Source organism: Labrenzia sp. THAF191a (assembly GCF_009363335.1).
Classification (GTDB): Bacteria; Pseudomonadota; Alphaproteobacteria; order Rhizobiales; family Stappiaceae; genus Roseibium; species Roseibium algicola.
In genome coordinates this window covers 417,245-442,382 of record NZ_CP045333.1, presented here as the reverse complement: position 1 = coordinate 442,382, position 25,138 = coordinate 417,245, and the positions used below count along the sequence as shown (strand labels likewise).

Below are 25,138 nucleotides of genomic sequence, written 5' to 3'. Positions count from 1 at the left end.
TCAATTCCTTCAGTCAAACTGTAAAGTGACCTTTAGGCATTTGTTTCGTTTTTAAGGTTATTCTGAGATAAGCTCCAAGACTGCGGTGTCCTGATCGTCGGTCGTTGGAGATTTCTCGACCTAACGAGATGAGATGCCGAAGACATTTTTTTCCCGAATTGGAGCCAGTCATATTCTGACACGGCCCAGCCTGGCCAGCGTTGCGGCGATCGGCATTGCCCTTGCCGTCACACTTGCGGCCGGAATATTCGCGGAAGTTCAGAACCGGTCCGTGCATCTGCAGAGTGCGCGCGCGAATGTCGCCGAGCAACTCGGCATTGTCCGTGCCCGGCTGGAAGGCAACATCAACAGCAACCTGCAGCTTGTCCGGGGGCTTGTCGCGCTGATTGCGACACAGCCGGATATTGATCAGGACCAGTTCGGTCGTATTTCCAGCAGTCTCATCGGCGATCACTCGCAGCTTCGCAATGTCGCCGGCGCACCGGATCTTGTCGTCAGGCTGATGTATCCGATGGCCGGTAACGAAAAGGCCATCGGGCTCGACTATCGGAAAAACGAGCAGCAGCGCGATGCGGCCCTTCGGGCGGTGAATTCGGGCGAGATGGTGCTCGCCGGACCTGTCGATCTTTTGCAGGGCGGTCGGGGTTTTGTTGGGCGCTTCCCAGTGTTCACGGAAAATGAAGACGGCACAAAGCGCCTGTGGGGTCTGGTCGCCGCCGTCGTTGATGCCGACCGGCTTTACGCCGACAGTGGCCTGCTTGATCCTGCACTTCCCGTGGAAATCGCCATTATCGGCCGCGATGCCACGATGGCAGACAATACGGTCTTCTTCGGGGACAAAAAGATATTGGCCCAGAACCCGGTATTGTCCGAAGTGGTTCTACCAACCGGCCGCTGGCGGATCGCTGCGATCCCGCGAGGCGGTTGGTCCGCGATGCCAGACGATGCCTGGAAAGTCCGGTTGCTGATGCTGGCCGGAGGGCTGCTGGTTCTGTTGCCGATCTTCATCGCCGGACAGCTGTACGACCAGCGGCGCGGGCATATCCGCGAACTGAGACGCCGCCAGGTGCAGATGGAAGGTCTGTCTCAGCGCCTGAAGCTGGCCCTCGACACGTCCAAGATTGGCATCTGGGAACTGAACCTGGACACCGGTGTGCTGACCTGGGATAGCCGGATGCGGGAGCTTTATGACATCCCGGAGTGGCGCGACACGTCGCAATACGACGTCTGGTCCGAGTGCCTGCACCCGGAGGATCTGAAGCGCGCCGAAAAGGAATATTGGGACGCGATCGACACCGGCGGAACTTATCATTCCGACTTCCGTGTGATCCTTCAGGACGGCTCCACCCGCTGGATCCGGGCCATCGGCGCCGTTCACACCAACACTCGCGGCCAACGGTACATTCTGGGTGTCAACTGGGATGTTTCCCAGGACTTCCAGCTCAAGACCCGGTTGCTCAATGCCAAGCAGAATGCCGAAGACCGGAACCGCGAACTGGAGGATGCCCGTGCGCTGATGGAGCACCATTCGCTGCACGACAGTCTGACCGGCCTCCCGAACCGCCGGTTCCTGGACCGGCAGCTATTGGACGAGCAGGCCCCGCACAAGCCGACGGCGCTGCTGCATATCGATCTCGATCGCTTCAAGCATATCAACGACACGCTTGGCCACGCAGCCGGTGACTCGATGCTTACCCATGCCGCGTCGGTGCTGATGGAAAACGTCAGTTCCAGCGAGTTCGTGGCCCGCATCGGCGGTGACGAGTTCGTCATTGCCATCACCGAGCCGACCGACGAGAAAAGCCTGGCCGCCCTTGCTGAAAAGATCATCGAGCAGATGCGTCAGCCGGTGACTTTCGAAAATCATCAGTGTCGCTTCGGCGTGTCCATCGGCATCGCCATGGCCGACACGACCTTGAGCGACTACGGCCGGCACCTGCTGGTCGATGCGGACATCGCCCTCTACCGGGCCAAGAGCAACGGCCGCAACCGGTTCGAATTCTTCTCCGACACGCTGAAGTCGGAAATCGTCCGCAACAAGCAGGTTGCCGACGACATCCTGTGTGCGTTGGAGCGTCAGGAATTCCTGCCGTACTTCCAGCCGCAGTTCGATGCGAGAACGCTGGCGATCACCGGTGTCGAGGCACTGGCGCGCTGGAACCATCCCACCGAAGGCATCCTGACACCGGACGTGTTCCTGAAAACGGCCGACGAGCTCAATGTGGTGCCGCTGATCGACCGGATCATTCTGGAGCAGACCCTGTGGCAGTCCGCGCGCTGGAAAGCGGCCGGAATCCATATTCCGAAAATGTCGGTCAACGTGTCGGCTGGCAGGCTCAACGACGCAAACCTGATGCAGAGCCTCGACGGTCTTGCCTTCGAACCCGGTTCACTGTCGTTCGAACTTCTGGAATCCATCTTCCTGGACGACAAGAACGATCTTATCGCCGCCAATTTCGAACACCTGCGGGACATGGGCATCGACATCGAGATCGATGATTTCGGCACGGGCTATGCCTCCATCGTCAGCCTCATTCACCTGCGTCCGAAGCGGCTGAAGATCGATCGTCAGCTGGTCATCCCGATCACCCATTCGGAAGGCCAGCGCCGCCTGGTGGCATCGATCATCGAAATCGGACAGTCGCTCGGCATCAAGGTTGTCGCCGAAGGCGTGGAAACCATGGAGCATGCCAGGATCCTGCGTGATCTCGGCTGCGATGCTCTGCAGGGCTATGCCTTTGCGCCGGCGATGCCCTCGGACAGGCTGATCGAATTCGTTCGCGAGGAGCGCTGGCGCGAGGCGTCCTGAGACGCCCCGTCAGGGTTCATTCAAGGTCGCTCAAGTTACCACTCGGCGAGACTTCCGTCTTCATGACGCCATATCGGATTGCGCCAGCGGTGGCCTTCCTTGGCGCGCTCGACGACATAATCCTCGTTCACCTCGATACCGAGGCCTGGTCCCTGCGGGATGGCCGCAAAGCCATCCGCATAGGCGAAGACATCGGCATTGGTGATGTAGTCCAGCAGGTCGTTGGACTTGTTGTAATGGATGCCGAGGCTCTGTTCCTGAATGAAGGCATTGTAGGACACCGCATCGACCTGGAGACAGGCGGCAAGGGCGATGGGACCAAGCGGGCAATGAGGCGCGAGCGCAACATCGTAAGCCTCGGCCATCGCGGCGATCTTCCGGCATTCCGTGATCCCGCCCGCGTGTGACAGATCCGGCTGGATGATGTCCACATAGCCGTCGGACAAGACCGACTTGAAGTCCCAGCGGGAATAAAGCCTTTCGCCAAGGGCAATCGGCGTCGAGGTGTGATTGACGATATCGCGCAGGGCTTCCTTGTTTTCGGAAAGCACCGGTTCTTCAATGAACATCAGCTTGTAGGGATCAAGTTCCCGCGCCAGGACCTTGGCCATGGGCTTGTGCACCCGCCCGTGGAAGTCCACCGCAATGCCGATGTCCGGACCAACGGCCTCGCGCACGCTCGCGATCGCCTCCACAGCCTTGTCCAGCCGCGTGTTGCTGTCGACGATCTGAAGCTCGGCGCAACCGTTCATTTTCAGCGCCTTGAAGCCGCGCTCGACCACCTGCCTGGCGTTGTCTGCCAGCTCCGAAGGCCTGTCGCCACCAATCCAGGAATAGACCTTGATCCTGTCCCGGACCTGGCCGCCAAGCAGCGAGTGAACCGGCTGGCCGAGAGCCTTGCCCTTGATGTCCCACAAGGCCTGGTCGATGCCCGCAAGGGCGCTCATGTGTATCGCGCCGCCCCGGTAAAATCCGCCTCGATAAAGCACCGTCCAATGGTCTTCGATCAGGAAGGGATCCTTGCCGATGAGATAGTCGGCAAGTTCATGGACAGCCGCTTCCGTGGTCAGGGCACGGCCTTCGACCACGGGTTCGCCCCAGCCGGTGACGCCCTCGTCGGTTTCGATCTTCAGGAAAAGCCAGCGCGGCGGCACGATATAGGTCGTGAGTTTGGTGATCTTCATTATTTAAGCTTCCGGCAAAGGCGCGGTCATCGGGCGGCAGGCGAAGGGGTGGTCAGAGATCGACACGACCTGCAGCAGCCTGGGCCGCAGTCAGGTCATGCTCGGCCAGGTCAAGCATCCGGTTCGAGGCTTCCCGGGCCCGCGGTGCATCGCGCAGACGCAGGGCATCCACAAGTTCGCCATGCAGTTCGATGGCAAGGTCCCGGCTCTCCACCGCGGTGTTGGACGCATGCAGCGTATAATGCAGGGCCGTATGAATGGCACTGGAAAGACGCCGAAACACCTGATTGTGGCTGGCGGCCATAAGCACGCTATGGAAATCGACGTCCGCCTCGGTGAAGGCTTCAGGATCGGAACTTGAGTCGCGCATCCGCATCCAGGCCGCTTCCAGCGCCGCAATTTCCTGCAAGGTGGCGCGTTTGGCCGCAAATTCCGCTGCTGCCGGCTCAATCGTGCGCCGGGCTTCCAGGATGCATCCAAGCAGGTCGAACTCATGGATGAAGGGGCCGATCCAATCGAGCACTTCCCCATCCAGTATGTTCCAGTCCTCCCGGTCGGTCACCACGGTTCCCACACGTGGCTTCACCCGCAGCATGCCTTTGGATTCCAGAACCTTGATGGATTCGCGAATGACCGTGCGGCTGACACCATAGATTTCGCACAGGTCGTTTTCCCGCGGGAGCTGGGCGCCGACCGGATATTTTTCCGAGCAGATGTCTTCCGCCAGAGCAGCCGTCACATTCTTTCGCACGCGAGGGCGCTTGCCACTGTTCTGATCAGCGGTCGCCGTCTCCTCCCTCAACGTTTCCAATGGCCTGCTCCCTGTTTTCCGCGGAATGAGTTCCCGCATTTTTAGCGGATTTTTTGCTCTGCGCGAACTGCGCGTTTCGCTGTGCGTCATCGAATGTCGGGCAACCTTATCCGATACATCATACAAAGGCAATTGACTGGTATGATGATTCACAGTAGGTCTGTTGAAGCGCCCCGGGAGGCTGGGCGCCTCGAAATGAATTGGGAGGTTCTGCAATGCGTGTGTTGAAGAAAGCCGTTCTGACCGGAGTGATGGCCCTTGCCCTCGTCGGTTCTGCCCATGCCGCTGACGTGAAAATCGGTTTCGTCGTCAAGCAGCCGGAGGAGCCCTGGTTCCAGGACGAGTGGAAGTTTGCCCAGAAGGCTGCCGAGGAAAAAGGGTTCACCCTTGTTGAAATCGGCGCACCGGATGGAGAGAAGGTTCAGGCAGCAATCGATAACCTGGGTGCGCAAGGCGCGCAGGGCTTCATCATCTGCGTGCCGGATGTGAAGCTCGGACCGGGGATTGTAGCCAAAGCAGCCGCCAACGACCTGAAGCTGATGACCGTGGATGACCGACTTGTCGGCGCCGATGGCGAACCCATCGAAAGCGTGCCGCACATGGGCATTTCCGCGGTAAAGATCGGCGAGACCGTCGGTCAGTCCATTGCGGCCGAGATCGAGGCGCGCGGCTGGGACATGTCCGAAGTGGGCGCGATCCGCGTTTCCTACGACCAGCTTCCGACGGCCATCGACCGGGTCGAGGGCGCTATCGCAGCACTGACGGCTGCCGGCTTCCCCGCGGAAAACATCTATGACGCGCCCCAGGCCAAGACCGATACCGAAGCGGCCCTGAACGCAGCGACCACCGTGCTCAACCAGCACGCGGACGTGAAGAAGTGGATTGCCTTCGGCCTGAACGACGAAGCCGTTCTCGGCGCGGTGCGGGCCACGGAATCGGTTGGCATCCCGGCTGAGAATGTCATTGGAGTCGGCATCGGCGGCGCTGAATCGGCCATCAACGAGTTCAAGAAACCGAGCGCGACCGGTTTCTACGGTACGGTCATTATCTCGCCGAAGCGCCACGGTTATGAAACCGCGCTCAACATGTACGAGTGGATTGCCAACAACAAGGCACCGGAGCCGCTCATCCTGACGTCCGGCTCGCTGGCCCTGCGCGACACTTATGTGGACGTGCGCAAGGACCTGGGCATCGAGTGATCCGTCCCGACTGACACCTGATCCGGCGACCGGTCTTGCGGTCGCCGGGGAACTGTTGCGCGAGCGTCATGTCTTATCTGTCAGTACAAAACATATCCAAGAGCTACCCGGGTGTTCAGGCCCTGTCGAACATCTCCTTCTCGGTGGAGAAGGGAGCCGTACATGGGCTGATGGGCGAGAACGGTGCCGGCAAGTCCACCCTGATCCGGGTGCTTTCCGGCGACCAGTCCGCGGACAGCGGATCCATCTCCATCGACGGGATCGAGCAGAACTACGGGTCCGTGCGCGATGCCTTCGAGGCCGGAGTGATCGTGATCCACCAGGAACTTCAGCTCGTGCCGGAGCTGACAGTGGCGGAAAATCTCTGGCTGGGCCGATTTCCCAACCGGGGTGGCGTCCTCGAAGGCCGGCGATTGGTCGAGACCGTGCGCGACCGGCTTGAGGAGATCGGCGTCGATGTCGATCCCAATGCCAAGGTCGCTTCGCTGTCCATCGGTGCGCGCCAGATGGTGGAAATCGCCAAGGCCGTGATGATGGAGGCCCGGGTCATCGCACTGGACGAGCCGACGTCATCCCTGTCCTCCAGGGAAAGCGAGATCCTGTTCAAGCTGATCGCCCGGTTGAAGGCCAAGGGCACGGTGATCCTCTACGTGTCTCACCGGCTTGAGGAAATCTTCCACCTCTGCGACAGCCTGACGGTTTTGCGGGATGGCCGTCTTGCAGCCCATCACCCCGACATTGCCAATGTGACCCGCGACCAGATCATTGCCGAGATGGTCGGGCGTGAAATCGGCAACATCTGGGGCTGGCGTGAGCGGTCGTTCGGGCCGGTGCGGCTGGAAGTGTCCGGCATGTGCGGCGAAAAGCTTCCCGGACCGGCCGAATTCTCGGTTCGGCAGGGCGAAATCCTGGGCTTTTTCGGCCTGATTGGCGCCGGACGCAGCGAGTTGATGCGCCTTGTCTATGGTGCGGACACGCGGCGCGGTGGCGCGGTCTCCATCGACGGCAAGGAAGTACCGGCAGACAATCCGCGCGGTGCAATCAATGCAGGGCTCGTGTTGTGTCCGGAAGACCGGAAGCACGACGGCATCATCCAGGGGCGGTCCATCGAGGAAAACATAGCCATTTCCTCACGCAGGCACATGTCCTCCTTCGGCGTTCTCCAGCTTGGCAAGGAAGCAGCTCTTGCGGATCGCTTCATCGCCCGGCTCAAGGTGCGCACGCCATCGCGGAAGCAGGACATCGTCAATCTCTCCGGCGGCAACCAGCAGAAGGTCATCCTGGGCCGCTGGCTGTCGGAACAGGGTGTGAAGGTGCTGATTGTCGATGAGCCGACACGCGGGATCGACGTCGGTGCCAAGTCGGAGATCTACGACATCCTCTACGAGCTTGCGGAAGGCGGTATGGCCATTGTGGTCGTTTCCAGCGAGCTGCCTGAAGTGATGGGTATTTCCGACCGCATCATCGTCATGTGCGAAGGCCGCATGGTCGGCCAATTCGCGCGGGAAACCTTTGAAGAGCGCAGCATTCTGACCCTGGCCTTGCCGGACAGAAATGCTGCCCACACGGTGTGAACGGGACCGTTTCAGATGAATTCTCTCAAGAAAATTTTGCTCGGAGACCAGGGCCTGGTCGTCATCTTCGCGGTGGCCTTCGCAATCGTTTCCCTGACCGTTCCCAACTTCCTCACCGAGCGCAACATCCTCGGCCTGCTGCAGTCGGTGGTGACAATCGGCATTGTCGCCTGCACGATGATGTTCTGCCTGGCTTCGCGCGACTTCGACCTTTCGGTCGGATCGACGGTCGCATTCACCGGCATGATCGCCGTCATTGCTTCCAACATGACCGGCTCCATCGTTATGGGGCTCATCATAGCCTTGCTTAGCGGTGCGTTGGTGGGTGCGGTCAACGGCTTCGTCATCGCCTGTTTCCGCATCAACGCGCTGATCACAACCCTGGCCACCATGCAGATCGTCCGGGGACTGGCGCTGATTGTGTCCGACGGCCGGGCCGTCGGCATCAACGACCCCGGATTCTACCAGCTCGCCCTGTCCCGTTTCCTGGGCATCCCAACGCCGATCTGGGTCATGGGTGCACTTTTCATCGCTTTCGGCTTTCTGCTGAACCGCACGGTCTTCGGCAAGAACACGCTGGCGATTGGCGGTAATCCGGAAGCGGCCCGTCTTGCCGGGGTGAATGTGGTGTCCATGCGGATCTGGATCTTTGCCTTGCAGGGCCTGATCTGCGCTGTTGCAGGCATCATGCTTGCCTCGCGCATCACATCCGGCCAACCGAATGCAGCCACCGGCCTTGAACTCTCGGTGATTTCCGCCTGTGTCCTCGGCGGAGTCTCCCTGGCCGGTGGCCGCGCCGCCATGACGGGTGTCATTGTCGGCGTCATGATCATGGGCATTGCCGAAAATGTCATGAACCTCCTGAACATTCAGGCCTTCTACCAGTATGTCGTGCGTGGCCTGATCCTGCTCATCGCGGTTCTTCTCGACAACCTGCGCTCTTCCGCAAGCCGCTGATGTTTGCGGATGCCGCTCAGCAATGGACGCTCTCGCAAGGGGATCTGACGGTCACCGTCAGCCCAAGGGGCGGTTCCATCGTGCAGGCGGCATGGCGGGGCACGCCGATCCTTCTGCCTGCTGGCGGGCCGGAGGGGGCCGCGGCCTGTTTTCCTCTGGTGCCCTTCGGAAACCGGATCGCAGGCAATCGCTTCACCTTCCGGAGGGAGAGCTTCACACTTCAGCCCAACACCGACGAACCGCTTGTTCTGCATGGTGACGGCTGGTTGGATACCTGGGCTTTGGCAGGCAGGACCGGCAATGCGATTGAGCTGGACCTGGTCAGAAAGCAATCGTCCCGAAGCCCTTACGCCTTCCAGGCGCACCAGAAGGTTCATCTGGAAGAGAACCGCCTGTCCCTGAGCCTTCGCGTGACGAACCTTGGCAATAAGGCCCTGCCGTTCGGTATCGGGTTTCATCCGTTTTTCCGGCGAGCGCCCGACATGACCCTGCAGACGAGGGTGCGAGACATGTGGCGCGAGGGGGAGGGACATCTGCCGGATGGCTTGCAGGACATTTCGAAAGACCTCGATTTTTCGATGCCGCGTATTGTGCCGCCGCGCTGGATCAACAATGCCTTCGGTGGTTTTTCCGGCAAGGCCCGGCTGCACTGGCCGGATATGGAGCTCGCTCTTGATCTCAGCTGCGATCCGGTGTTCGACGTCATGATGATCTTTGCCCCGCAGGCACCTGCAGACTTTGTCTGTCTGGAACCCATGAGCCATCTGCCGAACGGTCACAATATGCCGGATCTCGGTGGCCTTAGCGTTCTGAAGCCGGGGGAGGAACTGGCGGGAACGATAAAGATGACATTTCTGCATGTGTCGGAGACCAGGGAGAAGAACAATGGCTGATCGGCTTTCAGGAAAGCGTATCCTGATCACTGGCGCCGCACAGGGCATTGGTCTTGCCATCGTCCGAGCCTGTCTCGGCGAAGGCGCGACCGTGGTTCTGATGGACCGGGACGCAGCACTTCTTGCCCGCAGTGTCGCGGATCTGGGTGGGGAAGGAGAGTATTTGATGGCTCTTGCCGGGGACATCACGAACACGGATGACGTTGCCGCTGTGGTCGTTCGCGCGCAGGAGACGATCGGTCCGTTGAACGCGCTCATCAACAATGCCGGGATAAATGTCTTCGACGAGCCTCTTTCGCTGAGCGACGAAGACTGGAACCGCTGCTTCGACGTCAACCTGAAGGGGGCGTGGAACTGCGCCCGCGCCGTGTTGCCGGGCCTGCTTGAGCAGGGTGGCGGGGTCATTCTCAACATTGCCTCCACGCATGCTTTCACCATCATCCCGCACACCTTTCCCTACCCGCTGGCCAAACACGCCCTGCTGGGGCTTACCAAGTCCCTTGCGCTGGAATATGCCGCACGGAATGTCCGGGTGAATGCCCTGGCGCCGGGCTATGTCCAGACCCAGAAGGTGGTCGATTACTGGAACAGTTTTCCCGATCCCGAGGCTGCCCGGCAGGCGACCTTGCGACTGCATCCGGGCGGGCGTATCGCCACGCCGGAAGAAATCGCCAGGGCGGCTGTCTTCATGATTTCCGACGAATGCCCCTTCATGAACGCCGCCTGCCTGACTGTCGATGGCGGTCTCAGCGTCCAGCAACACCCAGCCTGACGCGGTTATTTTTTCAATAAATCGGGCTTGACCCTGACACTAACGTCAAGCGGCTAACACCGGCTTGGCGCGCAATGCGCAGGTGTTAATTCAGGAAAGCAAGCCAAGATGAATGAACGGACAAACTGGCAGGGCAAGGTTGCCATCGTAACAGGCGGAAGCTCCGGAATTGGAGAGGCCACCGCGCTGGCATTGACCGGGCAGGGGGCGAATGTGGTCATCACGGGACGTGATGCGTCAAAGCTTGCCGGCGTTGCTGGCAAGAGCAATGCTATCGAGGCCGTACAAGCCGACAGCGCCGACCCGGCAGGTAGCCGGCGCGCTGTAGAGGCGGCACTGGGACGATGGGGCCGCCTGGACCTTGTCGTCAACAATGCGGGCGCGGGCAAACCGCTTCCCATCGAGGCCTATGATGCCGAAACGCTTTCGGAAATTTGTGCGGTGAATATCGTTGCGCCGTCCCTTCTGTTGAAGGAGGCCCAGTCGGCCTTGCGGGACAGCAAGGGGGCTGTCGTTAACATCGGAACGGCCGTCTCCCAGAATGCGGCGCCAGGCCTGGCGCATTATGCGGCCACCAAGGCGGCGCTTGAGCATCTGACACGATCCTGGGCCATCGAGCTTGCAGGTGACGGTGTACGGGTGAACGCCGTCTCTCCCGGTCCCGTCAAGAGCGGTGCTCTCACGGGCATGATGGGCCTGCCGCCGGAAGTCGCGCAAACCATCGAGGAAACAGAAGCAGCTCAGGTTCCGATGGGACGACGCGGACTGACCTCCGATCTTGTTCCATGGATCTTGCAGCTCGGCAGTTCCGCCAACGAGTGGCTCACCGCACAGGTGATCACGATTGACGGTGGCTGGTCGCTTCGGAGCCAGGCAGGCTGAGCATTTGTGACCAAGGGCAAATATGGGCATCCTCCCCTTGATGGGGAGGGAGCCCTTCGCCAATTGAAGGCCTGAAGCGAGCACTTCCGGAAAAACAGGGCTTGACCCTGACACTAGTGTCAAGGTGCTAGGGTCCACACCCTAGGCCGGTGTTGAAAGGGGTCGACATGCAGATCAAGGAAGCAGCCGAACGGCTTGGCATTACGGAACGGATGCTGCGCCACTATGAAAAGTCGGGCCTGATGGAAGCTCGCCGTTCGGAAAACGGCTATCGCAGCTATAGTGACGCGGATCTGCGCCGTGCCGCCCGGATCCGCGATTTCATTGCCACGGGTTTTTCAACGCGCGAAGTTCGTGCGATGGCCGCCTGCCTGTCGGACGAAGGGTCCGGGCCTTGCGAAGGCGGTATTCCGCAGCTTCTGAAAAAGCTTGAGCACATCGACCGGCTCAGCTCTGATCTTGAAGCGAAACGCTCAGCCATTCTCGACCGCCTGGCCGTGTTGGAAGAAGCTCTCTCGGTGAGCGCAGATGAGAAAGGTGGCGCCGGATCCGGGATGACCGCCCCTGTTCCAGGCCGGGGTTCTGGCACGCCCGGCATGGGCCGTGCCGACCTGGAGCCTCACGCAAGCGGTCGCTGACGGGCTGTCTTGCTGATTTTTTGACACGCGCCGCATCCCTGGCGAACTTCGCCATTGACACCAATCGATTTTCGTCACAAATTTCTGTCATGACAGAAATTACCGACAAAGCCGATCCTTCGGCGAAAGAGAAATTCATCCTCTATTGGGGGGACATGGGCAGCCAGTGGAGCGTCAACCGTTCGGTAGCGCAGATCCATGCATTGCTGTTCCTGAGCCCGGTGCCGATGAATGCGGAGCAGATTTCCGAGGAACTGGGCATTGCCCGGTCCAATGTTTCCAACTCCCTGAAGGAACTTGTCGGATGGCGGTTGATCCAGAGAGTGCCTGTCGCGGGGGATCGCCGGGAGCACTTCGTGGCCGAGACCGACGTCTGGGAAATGGCGCTGCTGATTGCGAAAGGTCGCAAGGAACGGGAGATCGATCCGGCGATCCGCGCCATCGATGTCTGTGTGCGCCAGGCGGAAAAGGAGAAGACGCTTGATCCCGTTGCACTGGAGCGAATGCAGGAGATGCACCAGTTTCTGACCACCGCCGATCGCTGGTCGGAGCAGATGCTGAGCGTGCCGAAGTCGAAACTCGCCAGCCTGATGAAGATGGGCGACAAGGTTCTCTCGCTGCTCAAGATCGGTGGCAAGAAGGGCTGACAGCTGGGGCGAGTCAGGTCTTCGCCTTACCTGGAAGCCTCCATGGAAGCGCCGGACTGCGACATAAGATCGGGTGAGAGATCAGCAGACCTGCCACCCGATTTCAGGTTCAAAATTTTTTACCAAGTAATTTCTCTTTATACAGAAATAACCGACATAACAGGAGGGATTGGAAATGCGAAACGCAAGCGCCACTCTGGAGCGGCCCGAAGCTGGCGACCGCCGTTTTCGCGATCTTCTGGGAGAAGCCGCCTGGCATGGCCTGCCAGCGGCCGTCCGCCGCCGGTTCGGCAAACGCCTGAGCGGCGGGGCAAGTGTCGTCTATCAAGGCCTGGTCGTGACCATGCGGATGAACCTTGCCGGAAGCATTCTGGCGCAGCTCGCGCGGCTTGTTGGCGGTCCACTCCCTTTTGACAGATCCTCTTTCAACCAGCCTGCCGTCGTCACCGTCACAGAAGATATTGCGAGCGATGGCCAGTTCTGGATCCGCCAATACGGGCGTAGCTCTGGCTTTCCCCAGGTGATCCACAGTTCCAAGCGGTTCGAGGGCCCGACCGGCATTGAGGAATATATCGGTGCGGGGATTGGCATGGCACTGCGGGTGAATGCCCTCACGGACGGCCTCAGTTTCGAAAGCGACCACTATTTTCTGCAGGCCGGACGGTGGCGGTTGCGGCTGCCCGCCTGGCTCCGGCCCGGAGCGTTGACGATCACACACCGGGACCTCGGCAAGGACCGTTTCCTGTTCACCCTTTCCCTCAAGAGCCGCGTCTTCGGTGAACTGGTTCACCAGGACGCACTCTTTCATGACATGGAGACTTGATCATGGATAATCCCGTTCTCTGGACGTTGATCTCCATCCAGATATTCATGGGCGCATTCGATACGCTCGTGCACCATGAAGGCAGCGAGCGCCTGGCTTGGCGTCCGTCGCAGAAAACCGAACTGCGGCTGCACGGTGTGCGCAATTTCTTCTACGCGGTGATCTTTCTCTGCTTCGGCTGGCTGGAGCCGCACGGGGTCTTCACCATGCTGTTGACGGCAATCCTTGTCGCCGAGGTGCTGATCACGCTTTGGGATTTTGTCGAGGAAGACATGACCCGAAAGCTGCCATGGACCGAGAGGATCAACCACACGCTGCTGGCCTTGAACTATGGTGCGATCCTGGTACTGGCCGCGCCAGTTCTGTGGCAATGGTCGTTCCTCCCCAGCGCGCTGGTGCCCGTCAGCTACGGCTGGTGGAGTGTGCTTTCCACGGTTTCGGCACTTGGTGTCGGGCTCTTCAGCGCGCGGGACCTGCTTGCGGCCGCGCGCAGCGACAGGCTTGCTGGTGCAGATCCGGCGGGACTGGTTACAGCCCTGCCGCCGCGCCGGCACATCCTCGTGACGGGCGGCACCGGGTTCATAGGTCAGCGGCTGGTGGAAGCGCTGGTGAGAGGCGGCCATTTCGTCACGGTTCTCACGCGAGACCTCCGCAAGGCGGATGACCTGGACCACCCTGTTCGTGTGATCACCAGTCTTGACCGGATCCACAATGCCGAGCGCTTCGATGCCATCGTCAACCTGGCCGGAGATCCGATCGCGAATGGCTTGTGGACGAGCCGCAAACGCGCCCGGATCATCGGCTCCCGTGTTCAAATGACCGAAGCATTGCGGGCGTTGGTCGAGCGCCTCGATACGAAACCGGCTTGCCTGATCAACGGCTCCGCCATCGGCTGGTACGGTCTGCGCGGTGACGAAACGCTGACCGAAGACGCAAACTTCGACCCTGCCTTCGTCCACGAAGTCTGCGAGCGCTGGGAACAGGCGGCACAAAAGCTGGAGCGGGACGGAGTGCGTGTCGTGCTCTTGCGGATCGGTCTCGTTCTCGGTGTCGAGGGCGGCATTCTGGCAAAGCTGCTGACGCCGTTTGAATTCGGTGGTGGCGGGGCGATGGGGTCTGGCCGCCAGTGGATGTCCTGGATCGAGCGGGACGACCTGGTCCGCATCATTGCCCGCACGGTGGCCGATGAAAATTTGTCCGGCCCCGTCAACGCTACGGCACCCGTGCCGGTTCGAAATGCGGAATTCACGAGGGCTCTGGCCAAGGCACTTCACCGCCCGGCATTCCTGCGCCTGCCTGCCTGGCTATTGTCGACGGCGCTCGGTGACATGGGCCGGGAAACGATGCTGGCCGGCCAGCGTGTGGTGCCGGCGAAACTGGTCGCCGCAGGTTTCAGGTTTCGCCACCCGGAACTTGCCCCGATGCTGCAGGTGATCACGGGCACGAAGACAGGCTCGGTTCGGGCTGAGGAACAAGAGGTCCAGTCATTGGCTTGAAAAGGCACTGCGTCTCCACCTTGACAAAGTTTCCATCGTCATCCCGGCCAAGCGAAGCGCAAGCCGGGATCGGAGAGCCACAGACAGTGCTGCATTGTCCTCTAATGGAAAGACCTTGGCTCTCCGATCCCGGATCTTCGCTGCGCTGCGTCCGGGATGACGAAGGAGAGGGCGAGGGAGAAAGTTGAGTGCCAACCTGCAGGCGAAGTGCGACTGAGAAGGAGACGATTTGCAGGCACATTCATTTGCCCCTCACTCAAATACAATTCACGTCAGAAGCGGACGCAATTCCGACTGGACCTTCAGGAGGGCAGGCAGGAACTCCGTTGTTGCCGTTTCCGGCGTGGCGGACGTGCTGCTGTAACCGACATTGAGCGCCGCAATGGTGTGGCCGTGGGAATTCAGCACCGGAACCGCGATGGAACACAGTCCTGGTTCGACCTCCTGATCGATCGTCGCGAACCCCTGGCTGCGGATATTGGCAAGTTCGGCCAGAATGGCGTCCACCCGGGTGAGGGTCTTTGGCGTCAGTGCCGTCAGGGTCATGGCCTCCAGCCTTGCCCGCGCCTCGCTCTCCGGCAGGGCGGCCAGCATGACGCGGCCCATGGAGGAGCAATGAGCGGGCAACCGTGAGCCCGGCATCAGCGCGATCGACATGACTTTCGTTCGGGCGGCCCGTGCTACATAGACGATCTCGTCACCGTCGAGGATCGACACCGACGAGCTTTCTCCGATCTGTTCCGACAGGCGGTCGAGCAGGGGTTGCACCACACGTGGCAAGGGCATGGTGGCAAGGCAGGCAGTTCCCAGCCGCAGCACCTGCGGCGTCAGGGTGAAATACTTGCCGTCCCAGTTTGCATACCCGAGATGGGCCAATGTCAGTAGGCACCGGCGGGAGGTTGCCCGGTCGAGACCGGATGCGTTCGAGACTTCGGAGATCGACTGGCGAGGACGGTCTGCGGTGAAGGTTTCTATAACCTGCAAGCCCTTGGCCAGGCCCCCCATGATGTCCCGCTCTGCAATCATTCGCCGGTCTCTTGCTGATGTTGATTTGTGCGATATGTAAACAAATGAAGCATATCGCACAAATCAATTGGACGAAAGACACTTGCCGTCGCTATCTCCATGGACACGACAAGGGGCGAATTCTGGCCGGCCTTGAGGTGTTGAAACCTTGTGCACTCATGGCGCACGCAGGAAGCTCTGGGCATTGCCCGAAAAGGAGACAAAGATGGACAAGACGGTTTCCGACCTTGCCACCGCCGTGGCGGGGATCGAGGACGGCATGACGGTGATGATCGGCGGCTTCGGCGGTTCCGGATCTCCCATCGAGCTGATCCATGCGCTGATCGACCGCTATCGCGAAACGGGGCATCCGAAGGACCTCGTCGTCATCAACAACAATGCCGGCAACGGCCATGTCGGCCTGGCCGCGCTCATCGAGGCGGGCATGGTCCGCAAGCTGATCTGTTCTTTCCCGCGCTCTGCCGATCCGGTGGTCTTTACCGAGATGTACCTTGCAGGCGGCATCGAGCTGGAGCTGGTGCCCCAGGGCACGCTCGCGGAGCGAATCCGTGCGGGCGGTGCGGGTATTCCCGCCTTCTACACACCGTCGTCCTACGGAACGGATCTGGCAAAGGACAAGCCCGTCGGCGAATTCGACGGCCGCATGTACGTGCAGGAGCGCTGGCTGAAGGCGGATGTCGCGCTGGTGAAAGCCGAAACAGCGGATACCTTTGGCAACCTGACCTATCGCATGGCAGCCCGTAACTTCAATCCGCTGATGTGCATGGCCGCGGCAGAGGCCATCGTGCAGGCAAGCCGGATCGTCGAAGCGGGCGGGATCGACCCCGAAGTCGTCGTCACGCCGGGTATCTTCGTTCAAAAGATCGTTGAGGTGGCAAATCCGCTGCAGGAAGAAGACCTCAACCGCGCCAATGCCGCCTATCCGCTGGAGGCCTGAGATGGAAAAGCTTTCAAACAACCAGATTGCCTGGCGTGCGGCACAGGATATTGCCGACGGCGCCTATGTGAACCTCGGCATCGGCTTCCCGGAAAAGGTCGCCCAGTTCCAGCCGGAGGGACGCGAGGCGATCTTTCACACCGAGAACGGACTTCTGGGTTTCGGCCAGGCCCCGGAGCCTGGTTCGGAGGACTGGGACCTGATCAACGCCGGCAAGAAAGCCGTCACGCTGAAGCCGGGCGCGGCCTTTTTCCACCATGCCGACAGCTTCGCGATGGTGCGCGGCGGTCATCTGGATGTGGCCATTCTGGGCGCTTATGAAATTGCCGAAAACGGCGACCTCGCCAACTGGTCGACCGGCCCCAAGGGTGTGCCTGCAGTCGGCGGGGCGATGGATCTCGTGCATGGTGCCAAGCGGGTTGCCGTCATCACCGACCACGTCACCAAGAACGGCCAGCCGAAACTGGTCAAGCGCTGTTCGCTGCCGCTCACCGGTGTCGGCTGCGTGACTCGCGTCTATACCAGCCTTGCGGTGATCGATATCGAGAACGGCCGCTTCGTGCTGCGTGAAAAACTGCCCGGCCTGTCGCTTGAAGATCTTCAGGCGGTGACCGGTGCTGAGCTTCTTGTTCCCGGCGCTGTCGCCGATCTTGTTGTTCCCGAGGTGTGAAATGGCTGAAGCCTTTATCTGCGACTATATCCGTACGCCCATCGGCCGCTTCGGCGGGGCGCTGTCCTCCGTCCGCGCCGATGACCTTGGCGCCATTCCGCTGAAAGCGCTGATGGAGCGTAATCAGGACATGGACTGGGCGGCGGTCGAGGAAGTCTTTTTCGGCTGCGCCAACCAGGCTGGTGAAGACAACCGCAACGTGGCGCGCATGAGCCTGCTGCTTGCCGGGCTGCCGGAAACCGTGCCCGGCACCACGTTGAACCGCCTGTGCGGTTCGGGCATGGATGCGGTCATCAGTGCGGCCCGGGCCATCAAGGCGGGTGAAATGGAGCTGGCGATTGCCGGCGGCGTGGAATCCATGTCCCGCGCTCCCTTCGTCATGCCCAAGGCGGAAACAGCGTTTTCACGCCAGAACGAGATTTTCGACACCACCATCGGCTGGCGTTTCGTCAACCCGCTGATGAAGAAGCAATACGGCATCGATTCCATGCCCGAAACCGGCGAGAATGTTGCCGAAGATTATGCCGTCTCCCGCGAGGACCAAGACGCCTTTGCTCTGCGCTCGCAAGAAAAGGCGGCGGCAGCACAGGAAAACGGACGTCTGGCACGGGAAATCACGCCGGTGACCATCCCCCAGCGCAAGGGCGATCCGATTGTCGTCGACAGGGACGAACATCCGCGTGCAACCTCGCTGGAAGCTCTGGCCAAACTGCGGGCACCCTTCCGCGAAGGCGGCAGCGTCACCGCGGGCAACGCGTCCGGCGTCAATGACGGTGCGGCAGCCCTGATCGTTGCGTCCGAGGCAGCGATCCGCAAGTACGGTCTGACGCCGATCGCCCGCATTTCCGGCGGTGCGACTGCAGGTGTCGAACCGCGCATCATGGGCATCGGCCCGGCACCGGCAACCAAAAAGCTGTGCGAACGGCTTGGCATCAAGCCGACTGATTTCGATGTTGTCGAACTCAACGAAGCCTTCGCAAGCCAGGGCATTGCCGTCCTGCGCCAGCTCGGAATTGCCGAGGATGCACCCCACGTCAATCCGAACGGCGGCGCCATCGCACTCGGGCACCCGCTCGGCATGTCAGGCGCACGCATTGCCGGCACGGCCGCTCTGGAGCTGCAGCAGCGCGGCGAAAAGCGCGCTCTTGCAACCATGTGCATCGGTGTCGGCCAGGGTATCGCGATCGCGCTCGAAGGCGTCTGATCGTCGGTCGGCAATTGTCAGGTGGAACGGCCGGGCATCACGTCCGGCCGTTTCGCTATCTGCTCCTCAAGGATTGAGGACGATCACCTTGGTCTGACCGCCATTGCAGGTGTAGCAGCAGTTGGAACAGCGATTGCGGTTCTTGTAGCCCACGCCCCAGTAGAGATTGTTGCGATTTCGCACCCAGGCGCCATAGCAGACCTTTTCGCCGCGCTGGCAGGATATGTTGATCGTCTTCGTCGAAAAGTCGTCGAGCACGTAGATCTTCTTGTTGCCCGGCCAGACGTGTCCGCGGCGGGTATCGGAATAGAGTTCCACATCGACAATGTTCGGATGTTTGCTTTCGAACCGCCAGTGCAGTGTTTCCGCTGATGCCGGCAAGGCAGCGGCGGCAAAATAAACAAATGAGAACGCCAACAAGACGGCGCTCAAAAGCCCCTTACGCATAATACTTCCCCCAAAGTATCCCCATGAAAAGCTGCGTCAGACCATCGTGCTGAATGGATATCTGGCAGCTCGCGCAAATAATGGGGCCTTTTTGAAGAAGATGGCAAGCAGGTGTTGCCAATTGCAGTGTTCAGACAGTGGTTTGCAGCCAGTCCCGGAAGGCGGCCACGGGGCGGGTCAAGGTGCGGGCGGGCGAGCGCACAAACCAGTATCCGGTCTCCAGTTCAACCAGTTTCCAGTCCGGCATGATCAGGTGTCCTGCCTCCAGTTCCTGGGAGACGAAGCGTCTGTCGATCACGATCGCGCCCATGCCTGCTATGGCAGCCTGGATGGCAAGATCCCGGCTCTGCAGCACGGTTCCCGATTTCGTGTCGGAATGGCTGAGCCCGGCCTCCTCCAGCCAACGCACCCAGTCGCCACGCCGCGAGGCGCTGTGCAGAAGCCTGAGGCCGCTCAGAACGGATGTGTCGGTGGCATCCTTGCCACGCAGCAGACCGGGTGCCAGGGCCACCGCCAGGTGTTCCTTCCACAAGAGGTGGCTCTCGACACTCGGCCAGTTGCCGGTGCCCAGCCGTATGGCGCAATCGTAGTTTTCGCGATCGAGATCAACCATGCGAGTGGAGGCGGACAACAGCAGTTCCACATCCGGCTGGCTCGCCTGGAAATCCGGCAAGCGGGGGATCAGCCAGCGGGTGGCAAAGGTCGAGACGGTGCTGATCCTCAGCTCCGTCCGGCCGCGCCGACGGAAGCTGTCGACAGCCTCTTCGATGCGGTCGAAGGCATCGCCCATGCTCAGGGCCAGGCGCTGTCCTTCTTCTGTCAGGGTGAGCCCACGCCCATCCCGGTTGACCAGCGTCGCACCAAGCTCGTTTTCCAGCTTGCGCATCAGGTGGGACAGCGCCGAAGGCGAAACCCCGAGCTTTTCGGCCGCAAGCGACGCACGCCCGTGGCGGGCCAGCAGGGAAAAGGCATGTAGCGCACGCAGGGACGCCATGGTCGATCTCCGGAAAGTTGAATATTCTTCAATAATGAACCCCGGAGACCCTGTCGAGATCGGTCAGGCATTTTCGGCGGAACTTTCCCTTTTCGGCCTGTTCACAAGGGTGACCAGTACAAAGGAAATGATCATCAGAAGCACCCATGCATTCAACTTTGCGATTGAAACCAGTGTCCATGCATCGGCCTGGTCGGGATACTGCCAGGCGCGGGCGAAAGTGCCGATATTCTCCGCAATCCAGATGAACAGGGCGACCAGAAAAAAGCCCAGCACCAGCGGCATCTTGTGCCTGTAGCGGAACACCGAATAATGTACCCAGGTTCGTCCAAAGAGCAAAAACAAGAAGACGAAAAGGCCAAGCCGCAGGTCGATGATGAAATGGTGGCTGAAGAAATTCACGTAGATCGCGAGCGCGAACAGCCATGTGGTCCACAACGGCGGATAACCGCTATAGGCGAAGTGGAAGATCCGGGAAACGCGGGCGAGATAGCTGCCGACGGAGGCATACATGAACCCGGTGAACAGGGGCACGTCACCGATGCGGAACAGGCTTTCCTCCGGATAGACCCAGGACCCGGCGGAGGTCTTGAAAATCTCCATGACCGTGCCGACCACATGAAAGATCAGGATGATCCTGGCTTCGTCCAGCGTTTCCAGACGCGTGGCCAGCATTGCTATCTGAAGACCGAGGGCCGCGAGAAACAGGAAGTCGTAGCGACTGAGTGCGGCGTCTTCCGGATAGACGAACCGCGTCAGAAGGATGATTGCGAGCAACAGGCCGCCGAAGATGCAGGCATAGGTCTGCTTCAGGCCGAAGGCGAGAAACTCCGTCGCCGCCAGACCGAACAGGCCCTTGCCGAAGACCGGACGCAGCCTGTGCAGGAGGTGATTGATGAGCCTTTCCGTTCCGGAGCCTGGACGGGAGGGGGCTTGTAGAGGTTGGACGATCCCGGTGGGTAACATGTAACGCCTCAGCTGAAGATACCGGCCGGTCCGCAAGGGGCCGGCAGGTCTTCTATGCATCTGGCGATGTGCAGGAACTGTGCAGTGCCTTCACAGTTTTCTGCAATATTGCGGGCTGACCTGCGGTCGGGCGCTAGCTGATGGCGCCGAGCACGGCCTTCAGGAAACCGGTCAGTTCATCGGTGACGAAATCCACATGCGGATAGGGTTCGCCTTCCATGTCCCAGGTTTCCTGGAACACGTCCCGCGTGCCGGTCGGCAGGATCAACGTCGTGCACATGCCAAGCGCATGCGGCACGCTCAGGTTCTTGGCCAGGTCCTCAAACATGGCAGCACGTGCCGGCGCGACGCCGGTATGTGCCAGGAAACGTTCGTAGGTGACCTTGTTGGGCTTGGGCACAAGATCCGCCGAGACGATGTCGAAGATATCCTCGAAATGATCCGCGATGCCGAGCGCAGCCGCCGTGCGTTCCGCATGTGGGCGGTCGCCGTTGGTGAAGATGAACTTCCGGCCCGGCAAGGCCTCGATCGCGGCTGCAAGGTCCGGATCGGGTTTCAGGGTCGAGTAGTCGATATCATGGACGAAACGCAGGTAGTCGTCCGGGTCGATGGCGTGGTTGGTCATCAGCCCGCGCAGGGTCGTGCCGAACTCGTGATAGAGTTCCTTCTGATGCGCCATCGCCTCATCGGGCGGCAGGTTCAGGATCTTCTGCACATAGCGCGAGATCTGCTCGTTGATCTGCGGGAAGAGGTCGCTCTCGTGCGGGTAGAGCGTATTGTCCAGATCGAAGACCCAGGCTTCGACGCCTTTGAAGATCCTCAGGTCGCGGCGATGAGCCTGCGGGCCCTCGTGGGGCAGGGGGCGTTTTCCTGTCACGGGCGGATCAACGTCCCTGCGCCGCCGTCGGTGAACAGTTCCAGCAGCACCGCGTGCGGTACCTTGCCGTTCAAGATGACAACGCCTTCAACGCCGCGGTCCAAAGCTTCGATACAGGTTTCGACCTTGGGGATCATGCCGCCGGAAATGGTGCCGTCGGCAATCAGCTCATGCGCCTTGGCAACGGTGAGCTGCTTGATCAGGTTGCCGTCCTTGTCCAGAACGCCGGGCACGTCCGTCAGGAACAGCAGCCGTTTGGCGTTGAGCGAGCCCGCAATGGCGCCGGCAGCGGTGTCGGCGTTGATGTTGTAGGTCTCGCCGTCTTCGCCCGGGGCGACCGGGGCGACAACCGGAATGATGTCTTCCTTGAGCACCAGCTTCAAAACGGTCGGGTCGACCTTGTCCGGTTCGCCGACGAAGCCGAGATCGAGAACGCTTTCGATGTTGCTGTCCGGATCAACCACGGTCCGGGTCAGCTTGCGGGCGGTCACCAGGTTGCCGTCCTTGCCGCACAGTCCGACCGCGCGGCCGCCTTCGGCATTGATCAGCTGGACGATTTCCTTGTTGATCGAACCGGCAAGAACCATCTCGACCACTTCGACGGTGGCCCTGTCGGTGACGCGCAGACCGCCCTTGAACTCGCTGACGATGTTCAGCCGCTGCAGCATCTTGCCGATCTGCGGCCCGCCGCCATGAACCACCACCGGATTGACCCCGGACTGGCGCAGCAGCGTGATGTCGCGTGCGAAGGCCTGGCCGAGTTCCGGATCACCCATGGCATGGCCGCCGTATTTCACGACAACGGTCTTGTTGTCGTAGCGCTGCATGTAAGGCAGGGCATGGGCAATGATGTTGGCGCGTGTGGCGGTGTCAGGCGTGGTCATGGAACGGAAATACTCACCGTGGCTGGGAAAACGTCTCGCGAAAGTCCCCTGCTATAGCCGGTTTGAAGTGGCTTCACAATCGGCGCAGGAGTGACGGGTCACTGGGTGGCCAGAAGAAACAGCTCCGCCCGCAGTTCGTCGACACCGCGGTTCTTTTCCGAGGACGTGGCCAGAATCTCCGGATGGGCGGCGACCCGCTTGCGCAGGATTGCCTTCGTGTCCTCGATGAGGCGAACGAGTTGCGGCGGTTTGATCTTGTCGGCTTTGGTCAGCACGACCTGATAGACGACGGCTGCCTTGTCGAGCAGTTCCATCGCTTCGAGATCGTTCTTCTTGATGCCGTGACGGCTGTCGATCAGAAGGATCACGCGGCGCAGGTTCGGCCGACCACGCAGATAGGAAAACACCAGCTGGGTCCAGGCTTCCACCAGTTCCTTGGGCGCCTGCGCATAGCCATATCCTGGCATGTCGACGATCGTCAGCGGCGTCTCGGGAGCAATGAAGAAGTTCAGCATCTGTGTCCGGCCCGGGGTTGCCGAAGTCCGGGCAAGGTCCTTGCGGCCGGTCAGCGCGTTGATCAGGCTGGACTTGCCGACGTTCGACCGCCCCGCAAAGGCGATCTCCGCTCCGGCCGCTTCTGGCAGGTTGGCCATGTCGGTGACGCTGGTGAGAAAATCCCACGGACGGCAGAACATCAGCCGGCCGGCTTCGAGGTCTTCATCGGAATATTTTTGTTCTTCGCTCATAAGCGCCTTCTACCCTGCCTGAAAGCAACCGTCACTAGTTTTGGCGTGCCGGTTCAAGCCTGCAACCCCGCAAGGCGCACCCTTATGAAAGGGACGCCTTGCAGGTCTTTTGGTCCGCACGGCCGGACCGTTCGGATCAGGCGCTGTTTCGTTTGGCATCACACTCACCGCCCAACCCTGTCGCTGCGGCCTCCAGGGCCTCGATATCCGCGCCGCGGATCGCATTGAGGTTCCGGGAGATCGTCTCGGCCGGCCAATCCCACCAGGCGATTTCAAGCAGCCGTTCGATAGTGGCTTCATCAAACCGGAGTTTTACCACCCGGGCAGGGTTGCCGACCACCACCGCATAGGGCGGGACGTCGGACGCGACCACCGCGTGCGCGCCGATGATTGCCCCGGAGCAGATGGTGACACCGGGCATCACCGTTGCATTGGTTCCGAACCAGACATCATGTCCGACAATGGTATCTCCCTTCAGGTGTTCGAAAATGGTCGCAGGATCGAAGCCCTGTTCCCAACCGTTATGGAAGATGTTGAAAGGGTAGGTCGAAAAACCCGTCATGGCATGGTTGGCACCACTCATGATGAACGTCGTTCCCTGCGCCAGCGCACAGAACTTCCCGATCTTCAGCCGGTCGCCGACAAAGTCGAAGTGATAGCGCACATTGCGGCTTTCAAACTCCGCTGCGTGGTTTTCATCGTTGTAATAGGTGAAGTCGCCCACTTCGATGGTAGGGCGGGTGATCACGTTTTTCAGGTAAACCGTGTGCGGTTCGCCGTTGAAGGGATAGAGCGTGTCGGGGGACGGGCCGTGCATGGGGCCTCCTTAAAAGCAAGAAAACAAGGGAAACTGGAAAACGCGTGTCGGACGCGGTTGACCTGCCGGTGAGCGGCTTCGCCTTGCGGATCAGGTCTTGCTTTATCGGATCATTGGTCCAGGCACTCCAAACGGGATCGGTTGAAAGACGCGAGAGCCTCGCGTCAAGGTGCCGGATAAAAACACGAGGTTCCGGCGCCGGTCAAGGTGGAACCTTTTAGGGCTTGTCTATTTGTCGCGGCAGCCTTCCAGCCAGACGTCGCCATTGTCCAGCGGTTTGCAACTGCCGGCAACCAGGCGTTCGATCCGCGCAACTCGGTCTTCAAGTTTCGGATCGTCTTTTCCAAGATGGTATGTGGACGGGGCGATAAGGACCGCGACAAGGGAGAGAAATTCCCTCTCGGAAAGCTCTGCCGGAGCTTTCCCGTAAATGGCATTGCTTGCCCTGAAGAACCCGGTCATCCAACCGTCGGGCCCATGGCCCATTTCCAGGGTGTCGAGCCAGAGAGCCAGAATTTCCTGCTTGGTAAGCTCATGTTCCAGCCCGATTGCGTAACCGGTCTGCCGGATCTTGGCGATACCGGGATGGAATGTTTCGAAACCGACGCGTTTGGCAAGCGATTGGGTAATTGTGGTGAGACCGCCTCCGGCACTGGAAAGATCCACGCCGGAATGGTCCACAAAGCCGGGATCCTCGACCTGCAGCAATTTCGCAAGTTGCCTCGGCCCGAGATCGACACCGCCTCGGCCGCCGGCAATCAGCCTGTCGGCGCGCGCGGACAGGCGAAAGGCATCGGCTCGGGCATCGAGATAACCGGCAAATCCGTAAACAAAAGGCGGCTGCAGTCAGAAGCAGGACGAGGGCGGAAAGGATTTTGAGTACGC

25 protein-coding genes are annotated in these 25,138 nt (G+C 60.5%); 14 read left to right on the top strand and 11 right to left on the bottom strand.

The genetic code is table 11. From position 1 onward, the window contains the following. Positions 1–133 precede the first annotated feature (133 nt). Positions 134–2,809, top strand: a complete 2,676-nt coding sequence (locus tag FIV05_RS02045) for an EAL domain-containing protein (protein WP_152508506.1) — start codon at positions 134–136, stop codon at positions 2,807–2,809. A 35-nt stretch (positions 2,810–2,844) separates the two neighbouring features. On the opposite strand, the gene dgoD is transcribed toward FIV05_RS02045, so the two are convergent. Continuing rightward, positions 2,845–3,993, bottom strand: a complete 1,149-nt coding sequence (dgoD, locus tag FIV05_RS02040; protein ID WP_152508505.1) for a galactonate dehydratase — start codon at positions 3,991–3,993, stop codon at positions 2,845–2,847. 52 nt (positions 3,994–4,045) lie between these two features. Continuing rightward, positions 4,046–4,795, bottom strand: a complete 750-nt coding sequence (locus tag FIV05_RS02035; protein ID WP_152511785.1) for a FadR/GntR family transcriptional regulator — start codon at positions 4,793–4,795, stop codon at positions 4,046–4,048. Positions 4,796–5,019: 224 nt separating this feature from the next. On the opposite strand from FIV05_RS02035, the gene FIV05_RS02030 reads away from it, so the two are divergent. The 10 genes from FIV05_RS02030 (at position 5,020) to FIV05_RS01985 (ending at position 14,685) form a co-directional block, all read left to right on the top strand. After that, positions 5,020–6,003: an arabinose ABC transporter substrate-binding protein gene (locus tag FIV05_RS02030; RefSeq protein ID WP_152508504.1), complete on the top strand. Its 984-nt coding sequence runs from the start codon at positions 5,020–5,022 to the stop codon at positions 6,001–6,003. A 68-nt stretch (positions 6,004–6,071) separates the two neighbouring features. Continuing rightward, the gene (gene araG, locus FIV05_RS02025) at positions 6,072–7,577 is read left to right on the top strand and encodes an L-arabinose ABC transporter ATP-binding protein AraG (protein ID WP_152508503.1); all 1,506 of its coding nucleotides are present in this window, start codon (positions 6,072–6,074) and stop codon (positions 7,575–7,577) included. A 15-nt stretch (positions 7,578–7,592) separates the two neighbouring features. Further along, a complete protein-coding gene (araH, locus tag FIV05_RS02020) occupies positions 7,593–8,534 on the top strand; it encodes an L-arabinose ABC transporter permease AraH (protein ID WP_152508502.1) in 942 nt (313 codons plus the stop codon). Further along, positions 8,534–9,427 carry an aldose 1-epimerase gene (locus FIV05_RS02015; protein WP_152508501.1) on the top strand — a complete coding sequence of 298 codons (894 nt, stop codon included), beginning with the start codon at positions 8,534–8,536 and terminating at the stop codon, positions 9,425–9,427. The genes araH and FIV05_RS02015 overlap by 1 nt, the downstream gene beginning before the upstream one ends. After that, positions 9,420–10,199, top strand: a complete 780-nt coding sequence (locus FIV05_RS02010; RefSeq protein ID WP_152508500.1) for an SDR family oxidoreductase — start codon at positions 9,420–9,422, stop codon at positions 10,197–10,199. The genes FIV05_RS02015 and FIV05_RS02010 overlap by 8 nt, the downstream gene beginning before the upstream one ends. A 108-nt stretch (positions 10,200–10,307) precedes the next feature. Continuing rightward, on the top strand, positions 10,308–11,081 hold the full coding sequence (locus tag FIV05_RS02005) for an SDR family oxidoreductase (RefSeq protein ID WP_152508499.1): 774 nt from the start codon (positions 10,308–10,310) through the stop codon (positions 11,079–11,081). A 167-nt stretch (positions 11,082–11,248) separates the two neighbouring features. Further along, on the top strand, positions 11,249–11,719 hold the full coding sequence (locus FIV05_RS02000) for a MerR family transcriptional regulator (protein ID WP_152508498.1): 471 nt from the start codon (positions 11,249–11,251) through the stop codon (positions 11,717–11,719). Between the two features lie 89 nt (positions 11,720–11,808). Beyond that, complete coding sequence (locus tag FIV05_RS01995; RefSeq protein WP_022999787.1) at positions 11,809–12,366, top strand: MarR family transcriptional regulator; 558 nt, start codon at positions 11,809–11,811, stop codon at positions 12,364–12,366. A 175-nt stretch (positions 12,367–12,541) separates the two neighbouring features. Beyond that, complete coding sequence (locus FIV05_RS01990; RefSeq protein ID WP_022999788.1) at positions 12,542–13,189, top strand: DUF4166 domain-containing protein; 648 nt, start codon at positions 12,542–12,544, stop codon at positions 13,187–13,189. Between the two features lie 2 nt (positions 13,190–13,191). After that, positions 13,192–14,685 carry a TIGR01777 family oxidoreductase gene (locus FIV05_RS01985; RefSeq protein WP_173013750.1) on the top strand — a complete coding sequence of 498 codons (1,494 nt, stop codon included), beginning with the start codon at positions 13,192–13,194 and terminating at the stop codon, positions 14,683–14,685. Between the two features lie 267 nt (positions 14,686–14,952). On the opposite strand, the gene FIV05_RS01980 is transcribed toward FIV05_RS01985, so the two are convergent. Continuing rightward, positions 14,953–15,711, bottom strand: coding sequence for an IclR family transcriptional regulator C-terminal domain-containing protein (locus tag FIV05_RS01980; protein WP_152508496.1), 759 nt, complete (start codon positions 15,709–15,711; stop codon positions 14,953–14,955). Positions 15,712–15,916: 205 nt separating this feature from the next. Here FIV05_RS01980 and FIV05_RS01975 point away from each other — a divergent pair, with 205 nt between their 5' ends. Genes FIV05_RS01975 through pcaF form a run of 3 tightly spaced genes read left to right on the top strand, consistent with a single transcriptional unit; the run spans position 15,917 to position 18,522 of the window. Next, entirely contained in the window at positions 15,917–16,648 is a 732-nt protein-coding gene (locus tag FIV05_RS01975) for a 3-oxoacid CoA-transferase subunit A (RefSeq protein ID WP_152508495.1), read from the top strand. Position 16,649: 1 nt separating this feature from the next. Beyond that, on the top strand, positions 16,650–17,318 hold the full coding sequence (locus tag FIV05_RS01970; RefSeq protein WP_023002267.1) for a 3-oxoacid CoA-transferase subunit B: 669 nt from the start codon (positions 16,650–16,652) through the stop codon (positions 17,316–17,318). 1 nt (position 17,319) lies between these two features. Then, the gene (gene pcaF, locus FIV05_RS01965; RefSeq protein WP_152508494.1) at positions 17,320–18,522 is read left to right on the top strand and encodes a 3-oxoadipyl-CoA thiolase; all 1,203 of its coding nucleotides are present in this window, start codon (positions 17,320–17,322) and stop codon (positions 18,520–18,522) included. 66 nt (positions 18,523–18,588) lie between these two features. Here pcaF and FIV05_RS01960 read toward each other — a convergent pair whose 3' ends face one another. From FIV05_RS01960 to FIV05_RS01925, 8 genes are all read right to left on the bottom strand, one after another. After that, positions 18,589–18,969, bottom strand: a complete 381-nt coding sequence (locus tag FIV05_RS01960; RefSeq protein ID WP_208997781.1) for a hypothetical protein — start codon at positions 18,967–18,969, stop codon at positions 18,589–18,591. Positions 18,970–19,099: 130 nt separating this feature from the next. Further along, positions 19,100–19,963, bottom strand: coding sequence for a LysR substrate-binding domain-containing protein (locus tag FIV05_RS01955; protein ID WP_023002264.1), 864 nt, complete (start codon positions 19,961–19,963; stop codon positions 19,100–19,102). Positions 19,964–20,026: 63 nt separating this feature from the next. Further along, positions 20,027–20,929 (bottom strand): DUF817 domain-containing protein, encoded by a 903-nt coding sequence (locus tag FIV05_RS01950; protein WP_152508493.1) that lies wholly within the window; start codon positions 20,927–20,929, stop codon positions 20,027–20,029. A gap of 133 nt (positions 20,930–21,062) precedes the next feature. Next, positions 21,063–21,806: a pyrimidine 5'-nucleotidase gene (locus tag FIV05_RS01945; RefSeq protein WP_023002262.1), complete on the bottom strand. Its 744-nt coding sequence runs from the start codon at positions 21,804–21,806 to the stop codon at positions 21,063–21,065. Next, entirely contained in the window at positions 21,803–22,690 is an 888-nt protein-coding gene (argB, locus tag FIV05_RS01940) for an acetylglutamate kinase (RefSeq protein WP_023002261.1), read from the bottom strand. The genes FIV05_RS01945 and argB overlap by 4 nt, the downstream gene beginning before the upstream one ends. Before the next feature lie 98 nt (positions 22,691–22,788). Continuing rightward, positions 22,789–23,436, bottom strand: a complete 648-nt coding sequence (gene yihA / locus FIV05_RS01935; RefSeq protein WP_023002260.1) for a ribosome biogenesis GTP-binding protein YihA/YsxC — start codon at positions 23,434–23,436, stop codon at positions 22,789–22,791. Positions 23,437–23,572: 136 nt separating this feature from the next. Continuing rightward, complete coding sequence (locus tag FIV05_RS01930; RefSeq protein WP_152508492.1) at positions 23,573–24,253, bottom strand: CatB-related O-acetyltransferase; 681 nt, start codon at positions 24,251–24,253, stop codon at positions 23,573–23,575. A 228-nt stretch (positions 24,254–24,481) separates the two neighbouring features. Continuing rightward, positions 24,482–24,961, bottom strand: coding sequence for a transglycosylase domain-containing protein (locus FIV05_RS01925; RefSeq protein ID WP_286202250.1), 480 nt, complete (start codon positions 24,959–24,961; stop codon positions 24,482–24,484). Positions 24,962–25,138 lie beyond the last annotated feature (177 nt).

Excerpts from the sequence above, each read along its gene's own strand:
- yihA (WP_023002260.1), bottom strand. The coding sequence starts at position 23,436 with ATGAGCGAAGAACAAAAATATTCCGATGAAGACCTCGAAGCCGGCCGG.
- FIV05_RS01950 (WP_152508493.1), bottom strand. The coding sequence starts at position 20,929 with ATGTTACCCACCGGGATCGTCCAACCTCTACAAGCCCCCTCCCGTCCA.
- FIV05_RS02000 (WP_152508498.1), top strand. The coding sequence starts at position 11,249 with ATGCAGATCAAGGAAGCAGCCGAACGGCTTGGCATTACGGAACGGATG.
- araG (WP_152508503.1), top strand. The coding sequence starts at position 6,072 with ATGTCTTATCTGTCAGTACAAAACATATCCAAGAGCTACCCGGGTGTT.
- FIV05_RS02045 (WP_152508506.1), top strand. The coding sequence starts at position 134 with ATGCCGAAGACATTTTTTTCCCGAATTGGAGCCAGTCATATTCTGACA.
- pcaF (WP_152508494.1), top strand. The coding sequence starts at position 17,320 with ATGGCTGAAGCCTTTATCTGCGACTATATCCGTACGCCCATCGGCCGC.
- FIV05_RS01990 (WP_022999788.1), top strand. The coding sequence starts at position 12,542 with ATGCGAAACGCAAGCGCCACTCTGGAGCGGCCCGAAGCTGGCGACCGC.
- FIV05_RS01980 (WP_152508496.1), bottom strand. The coding sequence starts at position 15,711 with ATGATTGCAGAGCGGGACATCATGGGGGGCCTGGCCAAGGGCTTGCAG.
- argB (WP_023002261.1), bottom strand. The coding sequence starts at position 22,690 with ATGACCACGCCTGACACCGCCACACGCGCCAACATCATTGCCCATGCC.
- dgoD (WP_152508505.1), bottom strand. The coding sequence starts at position 3,993 with ATGAAGATCACCAAACTCACGACCTATATCGTGCCGCCGCGCTGGCTT.
- FIV05_RS01960 (WP_208997781.1), bottom strand. The coding sequence starts at position 18,969 with ATGCGTAAGGGGCTTTTGAGCGCCGTCTTGTTGGCGTTCTCATTTGTT.
- araH (WP_152508502.1), top strand. The coding sequence starts at position 7,593 with ATGAATTCTCTCAAGAAAATTTTGCTCGGAGACCAGGGCCTGGTCGTC.
- FIV05_RS01955 (WP_023002264.1), bottom strand. The coding sequence starts at position 19,963 with ATGGCGTCCCTGCGTGCGCTACATGCCTTTTCCCTGCTGGCCCGCCAC.
- FIV05_RS02030 (WP_152508504.1), top strand. The coding sequence starts at position 5,020 with ATGCGTGTGTTGAAGAAAGCCGTTCTGACCGGAGTGATGGCCCTTGCC.
- FIV05_RS01995 (WP_022999787.1), top strand. The coding sequence starts at position 11,809 with ATGACAGAAATTACCGACAAAGCCGATCCTTCGGCGAAAGAGAAATTC.
- FIV05_RS02015 (WP_152508501.1), top strand. The coding sequence starts at position 8,534 with ATGTTTGCGGATGCCGCTCAGCAATGGACGCTCTCGCAAGGGGATCTG.
- FIV05_RS01970 (WP_023002267.1), top strand. The coding sequence starts at position 16,650 with ATGGAAAAGCTTTCAAACAACCAGATTGCCTGGCGTGCGGCACAGGAT.
- FIV05_RS02005 (WP_152508499.1), top strand. The coding sequence starts at position 10,308 with ATGAATGAACGGACAAACTGGCAGGGCAAGGTTGCCATCGTAACAGGC.
- FIV05_RS01930 (WP_152508492.1), bottom strand. The coding sequence starts at position 24,253 with ATGCACGGCCCGTCCCCCGACACGCTCTATCCCTTCAACGGCGAACCG.
- FIV05_RS02010 (WP_152508500.1), top strand. The coding sequence starts at position 9,420 with ATGGCTGATCGGCTTTCAGGAAAGCGTATCCTGATCACTGGCGCCGCA.
- FIV05_RS01985 (WP_173013750.1), top strand. The coding sequence starts at position 13,192 with ATGGATAATCCCGTTCTCTGGACGTTGATCTCCATCCAGATATTCATG.
- FIV05_RS01975 (WP_152508495.1), top strand. The coding sequence starts at position 15,917 with ATGGACAAGACGGTTTCCGACCTTGCCACCGCCGTGGCGGGGATCGAG.